The following is a 17,621-nucleotide window of genomic DNA, read 5'->3' as shown; positions in this document are numbered from 1 at the left end:
CCGGGTTTGGTGCCACCCGGTGTGGGCATCCGTCTAGACGCGAGCCCAAACCAGAGCAGGGGGTCGATCATGACGGGATCGGTACGGCAGGACGACTTCGGCAGCCCGGAGCAGCGGCTTCCCGAGTGGGACGGCGACCACGTCCACGACAGGGCCTCCGGTGAGGCGGACCCGCCCGACGGCGAGCTGCTCGGCGTCGACCCCGCCGACCTGGCCGACGAGGACCTGATCCGGGAGGTGCACAGCCTGCACCGCACCCGCCTGGACACCCTGCGTCACGCGTCGGACTCCGCCCTCGCCAACCATCTGCGGCGCACCGCCGAGCTGGAGACCGAGTACCTCGCCCGGCACCCCGGCCGAGAGGTCGATCCGAGCCGCCTGCGGGACGCGTGATGGCGTCCGCCGAGCGCGGGATGTCCGCGCCGCCGGAGGTGGTGTTCAACACCGCCACCGACCCCGCCCGGGCGTCGGCGTGGCTGCCCGAGCCGCTGCGGGCCGACGGCAGTCCGGCGGACCAGGTCAGCGCGGAGGAACTGCGGGCCCGGTGGAGCGCCGCCGGAAAGTGGTCGGCTGAGATCCAGGTCGAGCCCGCCCAGGCGGGCGGCGCCCGGATGCGGCTCGACCTCACCGGCGGACCGGACGCCGAGCGGCTGGCCGAGGAGTCGCTGGACAGCCTCGCCCGCGAGGTGGCCGACAACCTGCAGGCCGGCTGAGCCGGCCCGCGCGACCGAGAAGACCGAGGAGACCGGGTGACCGCCCTGAAGAAGAAGGTGGCGCGGCTGCGCCAGGCGTACGCGCCGCACGAGCACCGGCCGTTGGGCGGTTACCTCGCGGCGATGGGAACCTATGCCGGGGTGACCGCCGGCATCGCCGGCCTGGTCCGGGCGACCGGCCGACCGGTGCCCGAGCGGCCCGCCCCGGCCGACGTGGTGCTGCTGAGCATCGCCACCCACAAGCTGAGCCGGCTGCTGTCGAAGGACGCGGTGACAAGCCCGCTGCGGGCGCCGTTCACCCGCTACGACAAACCGATCGGCAGCGGGGAGGTGATGGAGCAGGTCCGTGACCAGGGCAGCTCCACCAGGCACGCGATCGGGGAGCTGCTGAGCTGCCCCTTCTGCCTCGCCGTCTGGATCGCCACCGGGCTCACCGGCGGGCTGGTGCTCGCCCCCCGGCTGACCCGCCTGGTGGCGACCGCGCTGACCGCGGTGGCCGCCTCGGACTTCCTCCAGATGGCGTACGCGGTGGCCCAGCAGGCCGCCGAGGGCGACGAACGCCGCGACGACTGACGACGTACGACGAAGGGGGCCGGCGCGGAGCCGGCCCCCTTCTCGTCGCGCGTCGTCGGCCGATCAGGTCGGGGTGGTGCCGTGGTCCTCGCCGGCCCAGCCGCGGGAGGTTTCCGGCTCGCGCTCGTCGGCGTCGGCTCCGGTGATGATGTCCCGGTCGACGGCGGTGCGGTCGTGCTCGTTGGCGAAGTCGGGCTCCGGCAGGGTGTCCCGCCCTCCGGGGGGTTGACCGAGCGCCGGCAGTTTCTCGTGCTCTTCCTCGTGGTGGGACATCCCGCTCTCCTCACTGCTCGTCGGCCTCCGGTGCGTGAGGCCGTCCGCCCCCCGGGCGTCAGATGACCGAACCGCCGAGCATGTCGGCCACCTCGTCCACGCCGTACGTGCCCTCGGGCAGGGCGGCGATGCGGGTGAGGAGCTGCGCCGGCAGTTGCGCGGCGACGGCCCGGCGGTAGATGTCCGCCTGACTGATCCGCTCCTGGCCGTGGTAGAGATCATCGAGCAGCTCGTCGAGGCGCCGGGTGTCCGGCTCCTCGGTCACGGGCGCGTCCGTCACGGGTGCGTCGTCGGTCACGACGGTCAGCTACCCGCCTCCGAATCGGTCAAACCCCACGGCCCCGCCGGCGCACGACCCGCACACCCGCACCAGCGCCGTCCCCCGGAACCCAGGGCCCGGGGGACGGCCCAGCCGTCCGCCGCCTCCCGAAGCCGATCCTGGTCAGGCCGGGGTGGCGGCCGGGGCCCGGCGGCGGGTACGGACGGCGGCGGCCAGGTGGTTGAGGACCTCCTCGGTGGTGTCCCAGCCGATGCAGGCGTCGGTGACCGACTGGCCGTACGTCAGCTCCCGGGTCGGGTCGAGGTCCTGGCGGCCGGGGAGCAGGAAGCTCTCCAGCATGATCCCGACGACGCCGCGCTGGCCGGCGTCGAGCTGGGCGGCCACGTCGGCGGCCACCCTCGGCTGGTTGCGGTGGTCCTTGCCGCTGTTGGCGTGGCTCGCGTCGATCACCACGCGCTCGGGCAGGCCGGCGGCCCGCAGCAGTTCGAGGGCGCCGGCGACCGAGTCGGCGTCGTAGTTCGGCCGGCCGCCCCCGCCGCGTAGCACCAGGTGCCCGTCGGCGTTGCCCCTGGTGTGCAGGATCGCGGGCGTGCCGGAGACGTCGATGCCGGGGAAGACGTGCGGTACGCCGGCGGCCCGGATGGCGTCCACGGCGGTGCCGATGCTGCCGTCCGGGCGGTTCTTCATGCCGATCGGCATCGACAGGCCGGAGGCGAGCTGCCGGTGCACCTGGCTCTCCACCGTCCGCGCGCCGATCGCGCCCCACGCCACGGTGTCGGCGATGTACTGCGGGGTGATCGGGTCCAGGAACTCGCAGCCGACGGGGAGCCCCAGGCGCAGCACGTCGAGCAGGAGCGCGCGGGCCTTGCGCAGGCCGGTGTTGACGTCGCCGGAGCCGTCCAGCCCGGGGTCGTTGATCAGGCCCTTCCAGCCCACCGTGGAGCGCGGCTTCTCGAAGTAGACCCGCATGACCACCAGCAGGTCGTCGGCCACCCGGGCGGCGGCGGCGCGCAGCAGGTGGGCGTACTCCAGGGCGGCGGCCGGGTCGTGCACCGAGCACGGGCCGACCACCACCAGCAGGCGGTCGTCGGCGCCGTCCAGTACGCGGCCGACCGCGCGTCGCCCGGCCAGCACGGCCGAGGCGAGGGTGTCGTCGAGGGGCAGCTCGTGGTGCAGCAGGGCCGGGGTGGTCAGCGGCACGACGCGGTCGATCCGCTGGTCGCTGACCCGATCGGTCTCCGGGGTCGTCACGGTGGGAGTCCTTCCGCCGACCGTGCCCCGGGGCCGGTGCCCGGGTCGAGCCGGCTGCTCGTACGCAAAAGGGCAGGAACGAGAGCTCCTGCCCGGCCGGCTCGAATGTGGTGACGTCAGATCATGGTGAAGTCACCGGCGTGCGAGCCGGCTGCCTAAACCATCGATACGAACGCGTCACGCGGCCCAGCGTACCCGACCGTGCCCGAAGGTCCACCCGCTCGTCGGGAAAGACTCGTTTCGTGTTCACCTCGATCGATGCGTCCGACGGTAATTTCATCGACACCGACCGCTGTTACCCCGGAGGTTCCGATGGACCGTCGTACCGTCCTGCGCGCCACCGTCCTCGGCGGCGCCGCCGCCTTCTCCGGCAGCCTCTGGGCCGGCGCCGCCCTGGCCGCCCCTGCTCAGCCCGGTGCCAGCCCGTACGGGCCGCTCGGCGCGGCCGACGCCAACGGCCTCCAACTGCCCGCCGGTTTCACCAGCCGGGTGATCGCCCGCTCCCGGCAGGCGGTGCCCGGCACGTCGTACGTCTGGCACGACGCGCCGGACGGTGGCGCCTGCTTCGTCGCCGGCACCGGCTGGATCTACGTCTCGAACTCCGAGATCCTGACCACCGGCGGGGTGTCCGCGGTGCGCTTCGACGCCGACGGCAACGTCGCCTCGGCGTACCGCATCCTGTCGAACACCAACCGCAACTGCGCGGGCGGCGCGACCCCGTGGGGGACCTGGCTCTCCGGCGAGGAGGTCAGCCGGGGGTACGTCTACGAGACGTACCCGCAGGGCGGCCGGGCCGGGGTGCGCCGCGCCGCGATGGGCCGGTTCAACCACGAGGCCGCCGCCTGCGACCCGGAGCGCCGGGTCGTCTACCTCACGGAGGACGAGACCAGCGGCTGTTTCTACCGGTTCCGGCCGACCACCTGGGGTGACCTCTCCGCCGGCACCCTGGAGGTGCTGGTCGCCGGCACGGGCACCAGCGGCCCGGTGAGCTGGGCGCGGGTGCCCGACCCGGACGGCTCGCCCACGCTCACCCGCAACCAGGTCTCGGGGGCCAAGAGGTTCAACGGCGGCGAGGGCTGCTGGTACGCGGACGGCACCTGCTGGTTCACCACCAAGGGCGACAACCGGGTCTGGGCGTACGACGCCGTCAACCAGCGGATCGACCTGGCGTACGACGACTCGCTGGTCTCCGGGACGGCGCCGCTGACCGGCGTGGACAACATCACCGGGGCCCGCTCGGGCGATCTCTACGTCGCCGAGGACGGCGGCAACATGGAGATCAACGTGATCACGCCGGCGGGGGTGGTCGCCCCGTTCCTACGGATCACGGGCCAGTCCTCGTCGGAGATCTGCGGGCCGGCGTTCTCGCCCGACGGCGGCCGGCTCTACTTCTCGTCGCAGCGCGGCACGTCCGGCTCCTCCTCCGGGGGAATCACCTACGAGGTGCGCGGACCGTTCCGCTCCTGACCGCCCGCCCCGGGCGGGCCGCCCGCCGGGTCCCGGCCGCGATCTTGCGGCGTGCCGGAGGCGCCGGCGGGGTATGTGGGCGGTCATGAGTCACGAGCAGAGCGACCAGGAACGGGTGGAGTCCCGTGCACACCTGCTGCCCGAGGAGGCGGCGGCCGGCAGCGACGACCCCCAGGCGCAGGCGGAGGCCATCCTCGCCGAGTCCGACATGCGGGAGGAGGACCGCAACGCCGCCCCCGACACCGTGCTGGAGCGGCGTACCTCCGATCAGACGGTGACCCCCATCGAGCCCCCCGACTGAACCACGGCGCCCCGGGCCCGTCGCGAGCCCCGGTAGGCGTGCTCCCGCAGCCAGGCGATCGGGCCGACCGCCCGCAGCCCCGGCGGCAGGTTGCCGATCGGGTCGAAGGCCAGCGCGGCGTCGGTCCGGGCACTGAGCTGTCCACCGAGGCTGACCTGGCCGAACGGCCGCCACGGCCCGACGGCGGACGCGACCGCGAGCACCAGGCGCGGCGCGTCCGCCCGGGCCGCGGCGGTGACCTCGGCCAGGCTGCGGCCCAGGTCGGGCGAATCCGGGTCGGCCAGCGCGGCCAGGAAGAGCCGCCGTCGGCCCGCGCGCAACGGCATGATCGTGCTGTACGTCCCCACGAAGCGGCGCCGGGGCAGCGGCAGGTTCCGCAGCAGCGGCGCGGCCCCGCTGGAGCTGACCAGCAGGTCGAACGGCCGGCCCGGACCCCGGTGCAGCCGCACGGCCAGCCCCAGCACGTCCGGCCAGGCGCCCGGGGTGGGCACGCCCTTGGAGAGCCGCACGGTCGCCGGGAAGCGACCCGCGTCGTCCAGCAGCGGCACCCCGGTCGGCGGTCCCGCCGTACCCCAGACGACGACCTCGCCCGCGAACGAGCGGCCCGCGGGGTGCAGCAGCCGGGCCCGGCGCAGCCGCGTCAGGGCGGCGCTCGCGCGGTCGACCGCGACGGCGGCCCGGTCTGTCACGGAGGCGGCAGGCGGCATGCCTCCCCGGTACCCGACCGCAGGCGGTCGATACCTCGCCGCGTGCGGCGCGTCCCGTCCCGCGCACCTGATCGGATAGCGTCGTGCCATGCCCGACAGCGGTTACCCCTGGCCCATCGAGACCACCCGACTGGACAACGGCCTGCGCGTGGTGGTGAGTGAGGACCGCACCGCCCCGGCGGTCGCCGTGAACCTCTGGTACGACGTCGGCTCCCGGCACGAGCCCGAAGGGCAGACCGGCTTCGCCCACCTCTTCGAACACCTGATGTTCGAGGGCTCGGTCAACGTGGCGAAGACCGAGCACATGAAGCTGGTGCAGGGCGCCGGCGGCTCGCTCAACGCCACCACCAACCCGGACCGCACCAACTACTTCGAGACCGTTCCCGCCGAGCACCTGGAACTGGCGCTGTGGCTGGAGGCCGACCGGATGGGCGGGCTGGTTCCCGCGCTGACCCAGGAGACGCTGGACAACCAGCGGGACGTGGTCAAGAACGAGCGGCGCCAGCGCTACGACAACGTGCCCTACGGCGACGCGTGGCTGCGGCTGCTGCCGCTGCTCTACCCGCCCGGGCACCCCTACCACCACGCCACGATCGGGTCGATGGCCGACCTCAACGCCGCCGACCTGGCCACCTTCCAGGCGTTCCACCAGACGTACTATGCGCCGAACAACGCGGTGCTCACCGTGGTGGGCGACGCCTCGGCCGCGGAGGTGTTCGCCCTGGCCGACAAGTACTTCGGCGCGATCCCGCCCCGCGCGCAGATCCCACCCGCGCCGGACGGCCGGACCGTCGCGGCCAGCGGCCGACCCACCACGCAGCTGGTCGTCACCGACGTGCCGGCGGCGCGCGTCTACGTCGCGCACCGCACCCACCCCTTCGGCAGCCCGGGCTACGACGTGCTGACGGTGCTGGCCACCGTACTGGGCAGCGGCCGGGGCAGCCGCCTGTACCAGCGCCTCGCCGACGGCGAGCGGATCGCCCAGCCCGACCTGGTCGGGGCGTACGGGGTGGACCTGGCGCACGCCCCCGCGCCGCTGATCGCCACCGCCACGGCCCGACCCGGGGTGAGCGCCGAGCGGCTGGCCGCCGGGCTGGCCGAGGTGGTCGACGAGTTGGCCACCGTCCCGGTCACCGCCACCGAGCTGGACCGGGCCAAGTCCCTGCTGAGCACCTCGTGGTGGCGGCAGATGTCCACCGTGGACGGCCGCGCGGACACGCTCGGGCGCTACGCCACCCAGTTCGGCGACCCGGCGAAGTGCGCGGAGCGGCTGCCGGCCTGGCTCGCGGTGACCGCCGAGCAGATCGCCGAGGCCGCCGCCGAGGTGCTCGCCGCCGACGACCGGGTGACCCTGACCTACCTGCCCGAGGAGAAGCCCTGATGACGCTGATCGCCGACCGTCCCGGGCCGGGTGCGGCCCGCCCGTACCGGTTCCCGCAGGTGGTCCGCCGCACCGTGGCCGGTGGTCAGGTGGTCGCCGCGCACCTGCCCGGGCAGAACCTGGCCGTGGCGCTGCTGCTGCTCGACGCGGGTGCCGGCCGCGAGCCGACCGGCAAGGAAGGGCTCGGCGCGGTGCTGGCCAAGGCCCTGGAGGAGGGGACGGCGCAGCGCGACGCGACCGCGTACGCGCTGGCGATCGAAGGGCTCGGCACCGAGCTGGTGATCGGGCTGGACTGGGACTCCTTCCAGGTCAGCGTGCAGGTGCCGGTGGAGCGGTTGAGCGCCGCCGTGGAGCTGCTCGCCGAGGCGGTGCGCACCCCGAAGCTGGACCCGGACGACGTCCGGCGGGTCCGCGACGACGAGGCGACCGCGCTGCGGATGGACTGGGCCAATCCCGGCCCGCGGGCCGACGCGGCGCTGCGCGCGGACCTGTTCGGCGCCGGGAACCGCTGGGGCCGCCCCATGTACGGCGACCCGGAGTCGGTGGCGGCGCTGGACGTCGAGGACGTCACGGTCTTCCACTCCGAGTGGTTCATCCGCCCCGGCACGCTGGTCGTCGCCGGCGACCTGGACCGGCTGGACCTGGACGCGCTCGGCGCGACGGCCTTCGCCGGCACCGGCGGCGGGCCGGTCGACCGGGGCGGCCCGATCGAGGTGCCGACCCGCCCCGGCCGGCGGATAATCCTCGTCGACCGGCCCGGCTCGGTGCAGTCCACGCTGCGGCTGGGCCACCCGTCGCCGTACCGCGCCCACCCCGACCACGTGCCGATGACGCTCGCCGGCACGGTGCTCGGCGGGGCGTTCACCTCCCGGCTCAACCACCTGATCCGCGAGGTGCGCGGCTACACGTACGGCATCCGGGGCGACTTCGCCTCGTCCCGCCGGTTCGGCCGCTTCGGGGTCAGCTCCAACGTGCAGACGGCCGTCACCGCGCCGGCCGTCGTCGAGGCGGTCGGGGAGATCACCCGTACCCGCCAGACCGGGGTGACCGAGGAGGAGCTGGCGGTCGCGCGCTCCTGGCGGGCCGGGCAGCTCTCGGTCGAGTTGCAGAGCCCCCGGGCCATCGCCGCCGCGCTGACCACCCTGGTCGTGCACGACCTGCCGGACGACTACCACGCCCGGCTGCGCGAGTCGCTGCTCGCCGCCGACGTGGCCCAGGTCTCGGCGGCAGCCGCCACACACCTGCGCCCGGAGGAACTCACCCTGGTGGTGGAGGGCGACGCCGCCGTGATCCGCGACGAACTCGTCGCCACCGGCCTGGGCGAACTCGTCGAGCAGCCCTGACCGGCCGGGGCGGTGTGACATCGGTCGCGCCGCCCCCGGCCGGTGCCGTGGCGCCCGCGGGGGCGGCCGGCGTCAATGCTCCGGTGGGCCGCCCCGCCGACTGACGATCCTTTCGTCGCACCGGCCCCCACGGCGGTGCCGTTCCGTTCCGGGCCACGGCCCGGGGTGACGACGGCCACCGCCGGATGGGCCGCCACCGGCCCCGGTCGGTGGGAAAGCGTTCCCGGTCGGGTCGCCGGGCTGGGTAGCCTCGCGGGCATGAGGATCGGCATTGTGGGGGCCACCGGCCAGGTCGGTGGCGTGATGCGGCAGGTGCTGGCGGAGCGGGAGTTCCCGGCGGAGCAGGTGCGGTTGTTCGCCTCGGCGCGGTCGGCCGGGCGCACCCTGCCCTGGCGCGACGGCGAGGTGACCGTCGAGGACGCGGCCACCGCCGACTACTCCGGGCTCGACATCGTGCTCTTCTCCGCCGGCAAGGGCACCGCCAGGGAGCTCGCGCCGCGGGTCGCCGCCGCCGGCGCCGTCGTCATCGACAACTCCTCGGCGTTCCGCATGGACCCGCAGGTGCCGCTGGTCGTCGCCGAGGTCAACCCGCACGCCGCCGCCGTACGCCCCAAGGGGATCATCGCCAACCCGAACTGCACGACGATGGCCGCGATGCCCGTGCTGCGCCCGCTGCACGCCGAGGCGGAGCTGGTCAGCCTGGTCGTCTCGACGTACCAGGCGGTCTCCGGCGCCGGCCTGGCCGGCGTCGCCGAACTCGACGAGCAGGTACGCAAGGTCGCCGAGCACGCCGCCGGACTCGCCTTCGACGGCGCCGCCGTGGAGTTCCCGGCACCCCGCTCGTTCGCCCTGCCGATCGCGTTCAACGTGCTCCCGCTCGCCGGCTCGATCGTCGACGACGGCAGCTACGAGACCGACGAGGAACAGAAGCTGCGCAACGAGAGCCGCCGCATCCTGGAGATCCCCGGGCTGCGCGTCTCCGGCACCTGCGTGCGGGTGCCCGTGTTCACCGGTCACTCCCTCCAGATCAACGCCCGCTTCGCCCGGCCGATCGGCCCGCAGCGGGCCCGCGAGCTGCTCGACGGCGCCCCCGGCGTGGCGCTCGTCGACGTGCCGACCCCGTTGCAGGCCGCCGGCCAGGACCCGACCTACGTGGGGCGGATCCGCGCCGACGAGACCGTCGAGCACGGCCTCGCCCTGTTCTGCTCCAACGACAACCTGCGCAAGGGTGCCGCGCTCAACGCGGTGCAGCTCGCCGAGCTGGTCGCCGCCGAACGCCGCTGACCGACGCGCCTCCCCGGGCCCCCGGCCGACTGCGGCGGGGGCCCGTCGCGGTCCGTACGCCCGAGGGGCGCCTCGTGCCCCGGCTGCCCGTCGAGTGCCGCTACGGCCTTCCGCCGCGCGCCTGAGCGCCGCTACGGCCTTCCGCCGCGCGCCTGCCCCGGGCCGGGGTCGCACGCGTTACCCCGTGCGGACGGCGGGTAGACGGCGGTGCCGACACCGAGAGGGGAGCACCATGACAACGGTCGGAGAGTTCATGACGACCCGGTTGGTGACGATGGACGGCAACGACACGTTGATCGCAGCGGCACAGGAGATGCGCGACAGCGCCATCGGCGACGTGGTGGTGACCGACGGCGACGACGTGATCGGCATCGTGACGGACCGGGACATCACGGTCCGGGGCGTGGCCGAGAACATGGACCCGAACTCGACCCCGCTCAACCTGATCACCAGCAAGGACGTGATCACGGTGAGCCAGTACGACGACGCGGTCGCAGCCGCCGACCTGATGCGGACCTACGCCGTACGCCGGTTGCCGGTCATCGACGACGGGCGGCTGGTCGGTCTGGTCTCGATGGGTGACCTGGCCGTGGAGCGGGAACCGCAGTCGGTGCTCGCCGACATCAGCGCCGACGAACCGAACAACTGACCGTCCACCGCGACGCACGCCGGCTCCCCGCGCGGGAGCCGGCGTGCCGGCTTTTCGGAGTGGGACCCGACCCGGCACCCCGCCGTCGCGGGGCCTGGAGGAACGGGGCGGCAGCGGCGCCAGGCGCCGCCGACCTCGCCACCGGAGGCGGCCGCCGGGGTGCGACGCACCGGGCGGGCGACTCACCCGATCCGGGCGAGGTTGGTCCGGCACCGGACGGGGACCCCCTTCCGGGACATCGCCCGACGGGGGAGGAGAGGACCCGATGGTGGACGCGACGACGAGGTTCTTCGAGGATCTCGACCGGCGGGGGTACGACCCCCTGCTGGCGAAGTCTTCCGGAACCGTGCGCCTGGACCTGCACGAGGGAGCGCACACGACGCACTGGCTGCTGCGGGTCGACCACGGACGGCTCCAGGTGAGCCGGGAGGACCTGGAGGCCGACACGGTGGTCGGCACCAGCCCCGCCCTCTTCGAGGAGCTCGCCGCGGGCCGCGAGCACGGGGTGGCGGCGCTGCTGCGGGGTGACATGACCGTGAGCGGGGACCTGCGGCTGGTGTTGCAGATGGAACGGCTCTTTCCCAGCCACCCGGACGTCAGCGGCCCCCGCCGACGCTTCCACGGCCACCCGGAGGTGCAGTGATGGCACAGAACAACACGATCCGCATCCTGGACGGCAGCACCTTCGTGGTGTCGGAGGACACCGGGGACATCGAGGCGACGCCGAGCGAGCCGACCGGGTTCTTCTCGCTGGACACCCGCTTCCTGTCGACCTGGGTGCTGACGGTGAACGGGGAGCGGCTCAACCCCCTGTCGTACGACGACCTCCAGTACTACGAGGCCCGCTTCTTCCTGGTGCCGGGGATGGCGACGCACTACGTCGACGCGAAGCTGTCGATCGTCCGGGAACGGGCGGTGGGGGGCAGTTTCCGGGAGACGATCACCATCCTCAACCACGACGAGAAGCCGGTCGACCTGGAGATCAGGATGGAGGCGGCCTCCGACTTCGCCGACCTGTTCCAGGTCAAGGACGAGATCCTCAACAAGAAGGGCGAGATCTACACGGAGGTCGAGTCCGACCGGCTGCGCCTGGGCTACCGGCGGGGCAACTTCATCCGGGAGACGGCGATCTCCGCGTCCCCGGCGCCGCGGTACGACCGCAAGGGCTTCGCCTACTCGATCCACCTCCAGCCCAACGAGCGGTGGGAGTCCGAGATCGACGTCAAGACCCTGGCGCTCTCCCCGGGCGGCCGGGACCTGCGGATGGGGTTGCGGTCGCACACCGAGCGGCTCGCCCTCCAGCACGACCTGGAGGACTGGATCGCCAGCGCCCCGAAGGTCAACAGCCAGCACGACCGGATCGCCTCGACGTACCGGCGCAGCCTCATCGACCTGGCCGCGCTGCGTTTCTCGCCGCTCTCCCTCGGCGGGGCGTCGCTGCCCGCCGCCGGCCTGCCCTGGTTCATGACCATGTTCGGCCGGGACAGCATCCTGACCTGCCTGCAGACCCTGCCGTTCACGCCGGACCTGTCGAAGACCACGCTGCGGGTCCTGGCCTCCCTCCAGGGCACCCGGTTCGACGACTTCCGGGACGAGGACCCGGGCCGGATCCTGCACGAGATGCGGTACGGCGAGACCGCCGCCTTCGAGGAACAGCCCCACTCGCCGTACTACGGTTCGGTGGACTCGACCCCGCTGTTCCTGGTGCTGCTCGACGAGTACGAGAAGTGGAGCGGGGACGTCGGGCTGGTCATGGAACTGGAGCGGGAGTGCCGGGCCGCGCTGAAGTGGATCGACGACTACGCCGACCTGCTCGGCAACGGCTACATCTGGTACGAGCGGCGCAACACCGACACCGGCCTGGAGAACCAGTGCTGGAAGGACTCCTGGGACTCCATCTCCTACCGCGACGGCAAGCTGCCGCCGTTCCCCCGGGCCACCTGCGAGGTGCAGGGGTACGCGTACGACGCGAAGCTGCGGGCCGCCCGGCTGGCCCGCGAGTTCTGGGGCGACCCGGACTTCGCCGCGCGGCTGGAACAGGAGGCGGCGGCGCTGAAGGAACGGTTCAACCGGGACTTCTGGGTGGACGACGGTGAGTACTACGCCCTGGCCCTGGACCCGGACGGCCGCCAGTGCGACGTACTGAGCTCCAACATCGGCCACCTGCTCTGGAGCGGCATCGTCGACGAGGACCGCGCCGGGAGGATCGCCGAGCACCTCGTCGGGCCCCGGCTCTTCACCGGCTGGGGGGTGCGGACCCTGGCCGAGGGCGAGATCCGCTACAACCCGATCGGCTACCACAACGGCACGATCTGGCCGTTCGACAACTCGTTCATCGCCTGGGGTCTGCGCCGGTACGGCTTCGCCGAGGAGGCGGCGGTCGTCGCCAGCGGCATCCTCGACGCGGCCACCTACTTCCAGGGCCGACTGCCGGAGGCGTTCGGCGGCTACCCGCGCGAGCTGACCAAGTTCCCGGTGGAGTACCCGACGGCGTGCAGCCCGCAGGCCTGGTCGACCGGCACCCCGCTGCTGCTGCTGCGGACGATGCTCGGCCTGGAGCCACACGAGGGGCACCTCGCGGTGGAGCCCCGGCTGCCGATCGGGATGGGCCGGATCGAGGTGCTGGACATCCCGGGACGGTGGGGTCGCGTCGACGCGTTCGCCCGGGGCCGTCTCGACATGCACCGGCTGACCGACTGACGCGCGGGGGGCGGCGCGGCGCGGCGACCCGGCGGGCCGGCATGGGGTTCAGCCTGGCAGGGTAAGTTCGCGACCATGCCGGAACTCGTGTACCCGCCCGTGATCGCTGCCGCCAAGACGATGTTCCGGGTCCTCGACCTGAAGATCACCATCGAGGGCGCACACCACGTGCCGCGTACGGGCGGGGCGGTGCTGGCCAGCAACCACATCAGCTACCTCGACTTCATCTTCTGCGGGCTGGGCGCGGACCCCGCGAAGCGGCTGGTGCGGTTCATGGCCAAGAAGTCGGTCTTCACGCACAAGGTGTCCGGCCCGTTGATGCGGGGCATGCGACACATCCCGGTCGACCGGCGGGCGGGCGCCGGGTCGTACGCGACGGCGGTCAGCGCCCTGAAGCGCGGTGAGGTGGTCGGCGTCTTCCCCGAGGCCACGATCAGCCGGTCGTTCACGGTCAAGGAACTCAAGAGCGGGACCACCCGGATGGCGACCGAGGCCGGGGTGCCGGTGCTGCCGGTGGCGATCTGGGGCACCCAGCGGCTCTGGACCAAGGGCCGCCCGCGCACCCTCAACCGCCGGCACACCCCGATCACCATCCTGATCGGCGAGCCGATGGCCCCGGCCGACTACCCGGACGCCAACGCGATGACCGTCGACCTGAAGACGCGGCTGACCGCCTTGGTCGACCGGGCCCAGCGGGACTACCCCGACACGCCCGCCGGCCCCGACGACACCTGGTGGGTCCCGAAGCACCTGGGCGGCACCGCGCCCACCCTGGAGGAGGCCGCCGAGCTGGAGGTGCGCCGCCGGGCCGCCGCGGTCGACCCCGACGCCTGACGGGAGTGGAGGCCGCCGCCCGCCCGTCCGCTTCACCGACGCCCGGATGCTGCGCCGGCTGCGGGCCCGTGCCACCCACGGCCGGCGCGGCCTGGCCGGTAGTAGTCCTCGCGGGAGCGGAACTCGACCGGCAGCGAACCGGGCAGGATGATCCGGGTTTCGCCGGCGCCCGGCCCGGCCCCGGCACGTACCGCCAGCACGTCCCGCTCGGGCGGCGACAGGTCCACCAGTTCGGAGTGGGTCAGCCGGAACCCGGCCACCGCCCGCCGCACCAGCCGCGTCAGCCCGTTGATCTCCCCGGCGGGGCCGGCGAGGCCGAGGGCCGGCTGTTGGATGGTGCGCAGCGCGTCGCAGACCACCAGCAGACGGGCGGGCTCCCCGGGCACCGCGGCCAACTCCAGTCGGGACGGCCACTGCCAGCGGATCTGACCGCTGACCAGACCCGACCGCCGGACGCCCCGGCGGTGCCGTGCGCCACCGTCGGCCCCGTCGACCAGGGCGAGCCGCGGCCCACCGCCGACGTACGCGATCCGACGGTCGGTGACGGTGACCGCCACCGGCTCGGGCAGCATCCACCGCCGCCGTGCCTCGGTCGGGCCGACCAGGTGCCCCGACGCGTCCAGCCGGTGCCGGGCGAGCACCCGCTCGCCGGCCTCGACGAGCAGTTCGTGCCGCCGGTCCAGCGCCGGGGCCACGTCGTCGTCAGCGTCGAAGCGGTGCGGAGCGATGAAGAAGGGGGACGCGTCATCGTGCATCGTCATGACCTCCGGTGCCGACGGCATCTGACCCTGAGCGTCGCCGACCCCCTGGCCGGCTGTCATGACGCCCGTTAGGGGGTCGGCCGGTCGTAGGAAGCCTGTGACCGGTAGATGCCGATCTCCTCCGGCCGGACTAGGCCGTCCTCGATCGCCCGGGCGAGCAGCGCCGCCTTCGTGGCGGCCGGTCGCCCCGCTCGGGTGTATTTGATCCGCGCCCGGTCGACGTACTGCTTGACGGTGTGCTCGCTGATCTGCATCCGACGGGCCACCGACGCCTTCGACATCGACTGGAACCACAGCAGCAGCGCCTCGCGTTCCTTGTCGGACAGGACGGGCCGGTCCGGGCGGGGGTCGCCCACGATCGCCCCGGCGAGGGCCGGCGGCACGTACGGCCGGTCGCTGGCGGCGGCCAGCACCGTGGCCACGCAGTGTTCCCGTCCCTCGTGCTTGGCCAGGAACGCGACCGCCCCGGCGTCCAGGGCGGCGAGCATCGTCTGCGGGTCGGTGTGCTCCGAGTAGACCACCACCCGCCGGCCGGCAGCGCTCAGCTCGGCGAGCTTGTCCAGGGCCATCCGCCCGTGCAGCCGCAGGTCGAGCAGGAGCACGTCGGCGTCGGGCGCGGCCCGCAGCACGGCGTCGGGGTCGTCGCCGGTCGCCAGCACCCTCAGCCGGGGCTCGGCGGCCAGCCAGACGCGGACGCCCTCGATGACGACCGGGTGGTCGTCCACGATCGCCACGCCCACCGGCCGACCGCCGGTCACCCCCGCCACCGGGTCTGCGCCCATCTGATCTCCCCGTCCCGCTCGTAGAGGTACTCCACCCGCCCGTCGTCGCCCGGCGGCCCGGCGGTGTCGGGACCGGCCCGGTCGGGCGTGACCAGGCTGACCACCACCTCGTCGGGCCCGGCGACCACGGTCAGCCGGGCCCAGCCCCGGGCGTCGGCCAACAGCGCGGTGAGCGGGTCGGCCAGCCGGCGGCGCACCCGCACCGGCAGCGGCGGCGGATCGCCGATCGTCACCAGGTCGATCGGCAGCCCGTTGCGCTCCGCCAGGTCGGCGGCGGCCCGCAACTCGTGCAGCAGCGGGTCGGGCACGTCGTCGGACTCGGCGATGAGCCGGCGCAGCCGGGCGGCGGCCAGCACCGCCCGCCGCTGCACGGCCGGGTCCGCCGGGTCGGCCCGGCCGTCGGCCAGCTCCGCGAGCACCTCCTCGGCGGCGCCGCTGACCAGCGTGAGCCGGGCGTGCCGCTCCCGCCGGGCCCGTTCGGCGGCCTCCCGCTCGGCCTCCGCCGCGTGGGCGGCAGCCGCCGCGCCGGCCCGCTGCCGGGCCAGCCTCGCGATCGTCGTGCTGCCCACGAAGACCCCCACCTGAAGCGTCGAGGTGGCGTAGACGTACATCGCGTACCGGACCAGGTCGGCGGGGGCGGTAGCGCCGTGACCGAGCACCCCGGCCAGCGCGATCAGCGAGTGCGCGACCAGCACGGCGACGAGCCCGGCGGGCCGCCGCCCCCACAGCACCACCACCAGGAACCAGCCGAGGGTGCCCCACGCCCAGTTCGCGGCGGTGAAGAGCTGCCGCTCACCGGCCGCCGCGAACACCACCGCGTCGACCACCAGCAGCAACGCGGCCAGCGGCCAGGCCGGCAGGGGAACGCCGCGCAGCAGCCGGAGCCCGGCCAGCACCCCGACCGCCGCCACGAGCAGCCATCCGGCGAGGACCACCGCCGGCGCGGCCAGCTCCGCCCACGCGCCCAGCGCCGCGGGCAACGCGATCGCCGCGTGCCAGGCCAGCGCGATGCCCACCGCCACGATCCGGGCACCGCGGTCGGAGGCGGCGGCCACCGCCGCCGCCGGGTCCACCGGGGGGCGGCTCCCGTCGGGCGTACGCGCTGCCGGCACCGCCTTCGCCGGGACGGTCGTCGCCTCAGTCGACATCGGACCACTCCAGCCGGACCCGGGTGCCGGTGCCGGGCCGGGACCGGATTCCGGCGCGCCCACCGACGGAGGACATCCGGCCGCGTACCGACTCGCGCAGTCCGTACCGGTGTGCCGGGACGGCGGACGGTTCGAAGCCGGGACCGTCGTCGACGACCTCGACCACGACGGTGCCGTCGACCCGGGCCAGCCGCAGCGCGGCCGTGGCGCCCGGCGCGTGCCGGAGCACGTTGGACAGCGCGGCGTACGCGCTCTCGGCGAGCGCCTCCGCCACCGGCGCGGGGACCGCGCAGGACGCCAGGTCGGTGGTGACCGGCAGCTCGGGCAGCCGGGCACGCACCGCCCGCAGCCGCTCGTCCAGCGGCACCGGTCCCTCGGCGGGGGTCGACCGCGCGTCGGCCAGCGCGGTGAGGGTACGCAGGTCGGCGCCGCACCGCTCACGCAGCGCGGCGGACGGGCCGGACACGGCGCCCAGCCCGACCATCGTCAGCGTGGCCAGCACCGTGTCGTGCAGGTCCCGGTTCTGCCGCCGCTCCGCGTCCCGGGCGGTCCGGGCCACCAGCGCCTCCCGGGTGAGCCGCTGGTGCGCGACGAAGGCGTCGTCGGCCCGGCCGATCCGCCGCCGCATGACGGCCGTCATCAGCGCGGCACAGGCCGTCTGCACCAGCAGCGCCGTCGCGTGCGCGACGGCCTCGTCGGGTTGACCGGCGGCGTGCGCGCCGGCCGCGTAGGCGGCGGCCACCAGCAGCCCAGCCGGGACCGACCAGCGGACCACGCCGCTCAACTGCGCGTTGATCACCGTGGTGCTGGCCAGCACCGCGATCCAGCTCACCTCGCCGGGGAGCACCTCCGGAGCCACCAGCACCGGCATCGCCAGGCAGGCGGCGGTGGTCGCGGCCACGTCGCCGACCACCAGCGGGCCGCCGATGCCGTGCCGCAGCGCGCGGACCGCGTACCAGACCGACCAGGCGGTCAGTGCCACGACGGCCGGAACCAGCAGCGCCGGCTCGACGGGCGGGGTGCGCACCGACAGGGCGACCACCGCACCGACCAGGCCACAGGTCAGCCGCAGCAGCGCCGGCATCCGGGTGAAGATGAGGGCGAACGCGCCACCGGCCGGAGTGTCCAGCGTGGTCGGCGACGTGCTCGGGGCGGCAACGGCCGGCATCGGGGA

General features: G+C 74.2%; 20 protein-coding genes. 12 read left to right on the top strand and 8 right to left on the bottom strand.

Annotated elements, in window-relative coordinates; genetic code table 11:
- Positions 1 to 66: 66 nt before the first annotated feature.
- From KBX06_RS00570 to KBX06_RS00560, 3 genes are read left to right on the top strand one after another with little or no spacing between them, the layout of a single operon-like run.
- On the top strand, positions 67 to 393 hold the full coding sequence (locus KBX06_RS00570) for a DUF6158 family protein (protein ID WP_210832908.1): 327 nt from the start codon (positions 67 to 69) through the stop codon (positions 391 to 393).
- A complete protein-coding gene (locus tag KBX06_RS00565) occupies positions 393 to 713 on the top strand; it encodes a hypothetical protein (protein WP_210832163.1) in 321 nt (106 codons plus the stop codon). Before KBX06_RS00570 ends, KBX06_RS00565 begins: the two co-directional genes overlap by 1 nt.
- 36 nt (positions 714 to 749) lie before the next feature.
- On the top strand, positions 750 to 1,286 hold the full coding sequence (locus KBX06_RS00560; protein WP_210832161.1) for a DUF1360 domain-containing protein: 537 nt from the start codon (positions 750 to 752) through the stop codon (positions 1,284 to 1,286).
- A 63-nt stretch (positions 1,287 to 1,349) separates the two neighbouring features.
- Here KBX06_RS00560 and KBX06_RS00555 read toward each other — a convergent pair whose 3' ends face one another.
- From KBX06_RS00555 to KBX06_RS00545, 3 genes are all read right to left on the bottom strand, one after another.
- On the bottom strand, positions 1,350 to 1,559 hold the full coding sequence (locus tag KBX06_RS00555; protein ID WP_088998736.1) for a hypothetical protein: 210 nt from the start codon (positions 1,557 to 1,559) through the stop codon (positions 1,350 to 1,352).
- Between the two features lie 58 nt (positions 1,560 to 1,617).
- Positions 1,618 to 1,866, bottom strand: a complete 249-nt coding sequence (locus tag KBX06_RS00550; protein ID WP_210832907.1) for a hypothetical protein — start codon at positions 1,864 to 1,866, stop codon at positions 1,618 to 1,620.
- A gap of 135 nt (positions 1,867 to 2,001) precedes the next feature.
- Positions 2,002 to 3,090, bottom strand: a complete 1,089-nt coding sequence (locus KBX06_RS00545) for a 3-deoxy-7-phosphoheptulonate synthase (protein WP_210832159.1) — start codon at positions 3,088 to 3,090, stop codon at positions 2,002 to 2,004.
- A gap of 312 nt (positions 3,091 to 3,402) precedes the next feature.
- On the opposite strand from KBX06_RS00545, the gene KBX06_RS00540 reads away from it, so the two are divergent.
- Together KBX06_RS00540 and KBX06_RS00535 are read left to right on the top strand one after the other, a co-directional pair.
- Positions 3,403 to 4,557, top strand: coding sequence for an alkaline phosphatase PhoX (locus KBX06_RS00540; RefSeq protein ID WP_210832157.1), 1,155 nt, complete (start codon positions 3,403 to 3,405; stop codon positions 4,555 to 4,557).
- An 85-nt stretch (positions 4,558 to 4,642) separates the two neighbouring features.
- Positions 4,643 to 4,858, top strand: coding sequence for a hypothetical protein (locus tag KBX06_RS00535; RefSeq protein ID WP_210832155.1), 216 nt, complete (start codon positions 4,643 to 4,645; stop codon positions 4,856 to 4,858).
- Here the strand turns inward: KBX06_RS00535 and KBX06_RS00530 are convergent.
- Positions 4,825 to 5,565, bottom strand: a complete 741-nt coding sequence (locus KBX06_RS00530; RefSeq protein ID WP_210832153.1) for a phosphodiesterase — start codon at positions 5,563 to 5,565, stop codon at positions 4,825 to 4,827. The two genes, KBX06_RS00535 and KBX06_RS00530, sit on opposite strands and share 34 nt — an antisense overlap.
- Before the next feature lie 88 nt (positions 5,566 to 5,653).
- On the opposite strand from KBX06_RS00530, the gene KBX06_RS00525 reads away from it, so the two are divergent.
- From KBX06_RS00525 to KBX06_RS00495, 7 genes are all read left to right on the top strand, one after another.
- Positions 5,654 to 6,946, top strand: coding sequence for a pitrilysin family protein (locus tag KBX06_RS00525; protein ID WP_210832150.1), 1,293 nt, complete (start codon positions 5,654 to 5,656; stop codon positions 6,944 to 6,946).
- Entirely contained in the window at positions 6,946 to 8,289 is a 1,344-nt protein-coding gene (locus tag KBX06_RS00520; protein WP_210832148.1) for a pitrilysin family protein, read from the top strand. The genes KBX06_RS00525 and KBX06_RS00520 overlap by 1 nt, the downstream gene beginning before the upstream one ends.
- Before the next feature lie 258 nt (positions 8,290 to 8,547).
- Positions 8,548 to 9,573, top strand: a complete 1,026-nt coding sequence (locus KBX06_RS00515; protein WP_210832146.1) for an aspartate-semialdehyde dehydrogenase — start codon at positions 8,548 to 8,550, stop codon at positions 9,571 to 9,573.
- Positions 9,574 to 9,805: 232 nt separating this feature from the next.
- Positions 9,806 to 10,222, top strand: a complete 417-nt coding sequence (locus KBX06_RS00510) for a CBS domain-containing protein (protein WP_210832144.1) — start codon at positions 9,806 to 9,808, stop codon at positions 10,220 to 10,222.
- A gap of 265 nt (positions 10,223 to 10,487) precedes the next feature.
- Positions 10,488 to 10,865: an SCP2 sterol-binding domain-containing protein gene (locus KBX06_RS00505; protein ID WP_210832142.1), complete on the top strand. Its 378-nt coding sequence runs from the start codon at positions 10,488 to 10,490 to the stop codon at positions 10,863 to 10,865.
- Entirely contained in the window at positions 10,865 to 12,922 is a 2,058-nt protein-coding gene (locus KBX06_RS00500) for an amylo-alpha-1,6-glucosidase (protein ID WP_210832140.1), read from the top strand. The genes KBX06_RS00505 and KBX06_RS00500 overlap by 1 nt, the downstream gene beginning before the upstream one ends.
- Before the next feature lie 75 nt (positions 12,923 to 12,997).
- On the top strand, positions 12,998 to 13,756 hold the full coding sequence (locus tag KBX06_RS00495) for a 1-acyl-sn-glycerol-3-phosphate acyltransferase (RefSeq protein ID WP_210832136.1): 759 nt from the start codon (positions 12,998 to 13,000) through the stop codon (positions 13,754 to 13,756).
- Between the two features lie 32 nt (positions 13,757 to 13,788).
- Here the strand turns inward: KBX06_RS00495 and KBX06_RS00490 are convergent, their stop codons facing one another.
- The 4 genes from KBX06_RS00490 to KBX06_RS00475 all read right to left on the bottom strand — a co-directional run bounded on the left by KBX06_RS00490 (position 13,789) and on the right by KBX06_RS00475 (position 17,615).
- Positions 13,789 to 14,511 carry a hypothetical protein gene (locus KBX06_RS00490; RefSeq protein WP_210832906.1) on the bottom strand — a complete coding sequence of 241 codons (723 nt, stop codon included), beginning with the start codon at positions 14,509 to 14,511 and terminating at the stop codon, positions 13,789 to 13,791.
- A 74-nt stretch (positions 14,512 to 14,585) separates the two neighbouring features.
- Positions 14,586 to 15,299, bottom strand: coding sequence for a response regulator transcription factor (locus KBX06_RS00485; RefSeq protein WP_210832135.1), 714 nt, complete (start codon positions 15,297 to 15,299; stop codon positions 14,586 to 14,588).
- Positions 15,272 to 16,447, bottom strand: coding sequence for a hypothetical protein (locus KBX06_RS00480; protein ID WP_210832133.1), 1,176 nt, complete (start codon positions 16,445 to 16,447; stop codon positions 15,272 to 15,274). Before KBX06_RS00480 ends, KBX06_RS00485 begins: the two co-directional genes overlap by 28 nt.
- Positions 16,437 to 17,615: a sensor histidine kinase gene (locus KBX06_RS00475; RefSeq protein ID WP_210832131.1), complete on the bottom strand. Its 1,179-nt coding sequence runs from the start codon at positions 17,613 to 17,615 to the stop codon at positions 16,437 to 16,439. Before KBX06_RS00475 ends, KBX06_RS00480 begins: the two co-directional genes overlap by 11 nt.
- Positions 17,616 to 17,621 lie beyond the last annotated feature (6 nt).

The organism is Micromonospora sp. C31 (assembly GCF_018070575.1).
Lineage (GTDB): Bacteria > Actinomycetota > Actinomycetes > Mycobacteriales > Micromonosporaceae > Micromonospora.
The sequence above is the reverse complement of the archived record's forward strand: the minus strand, read 5'-3'. Positions and strand labels throughout refer to the sequence as shown.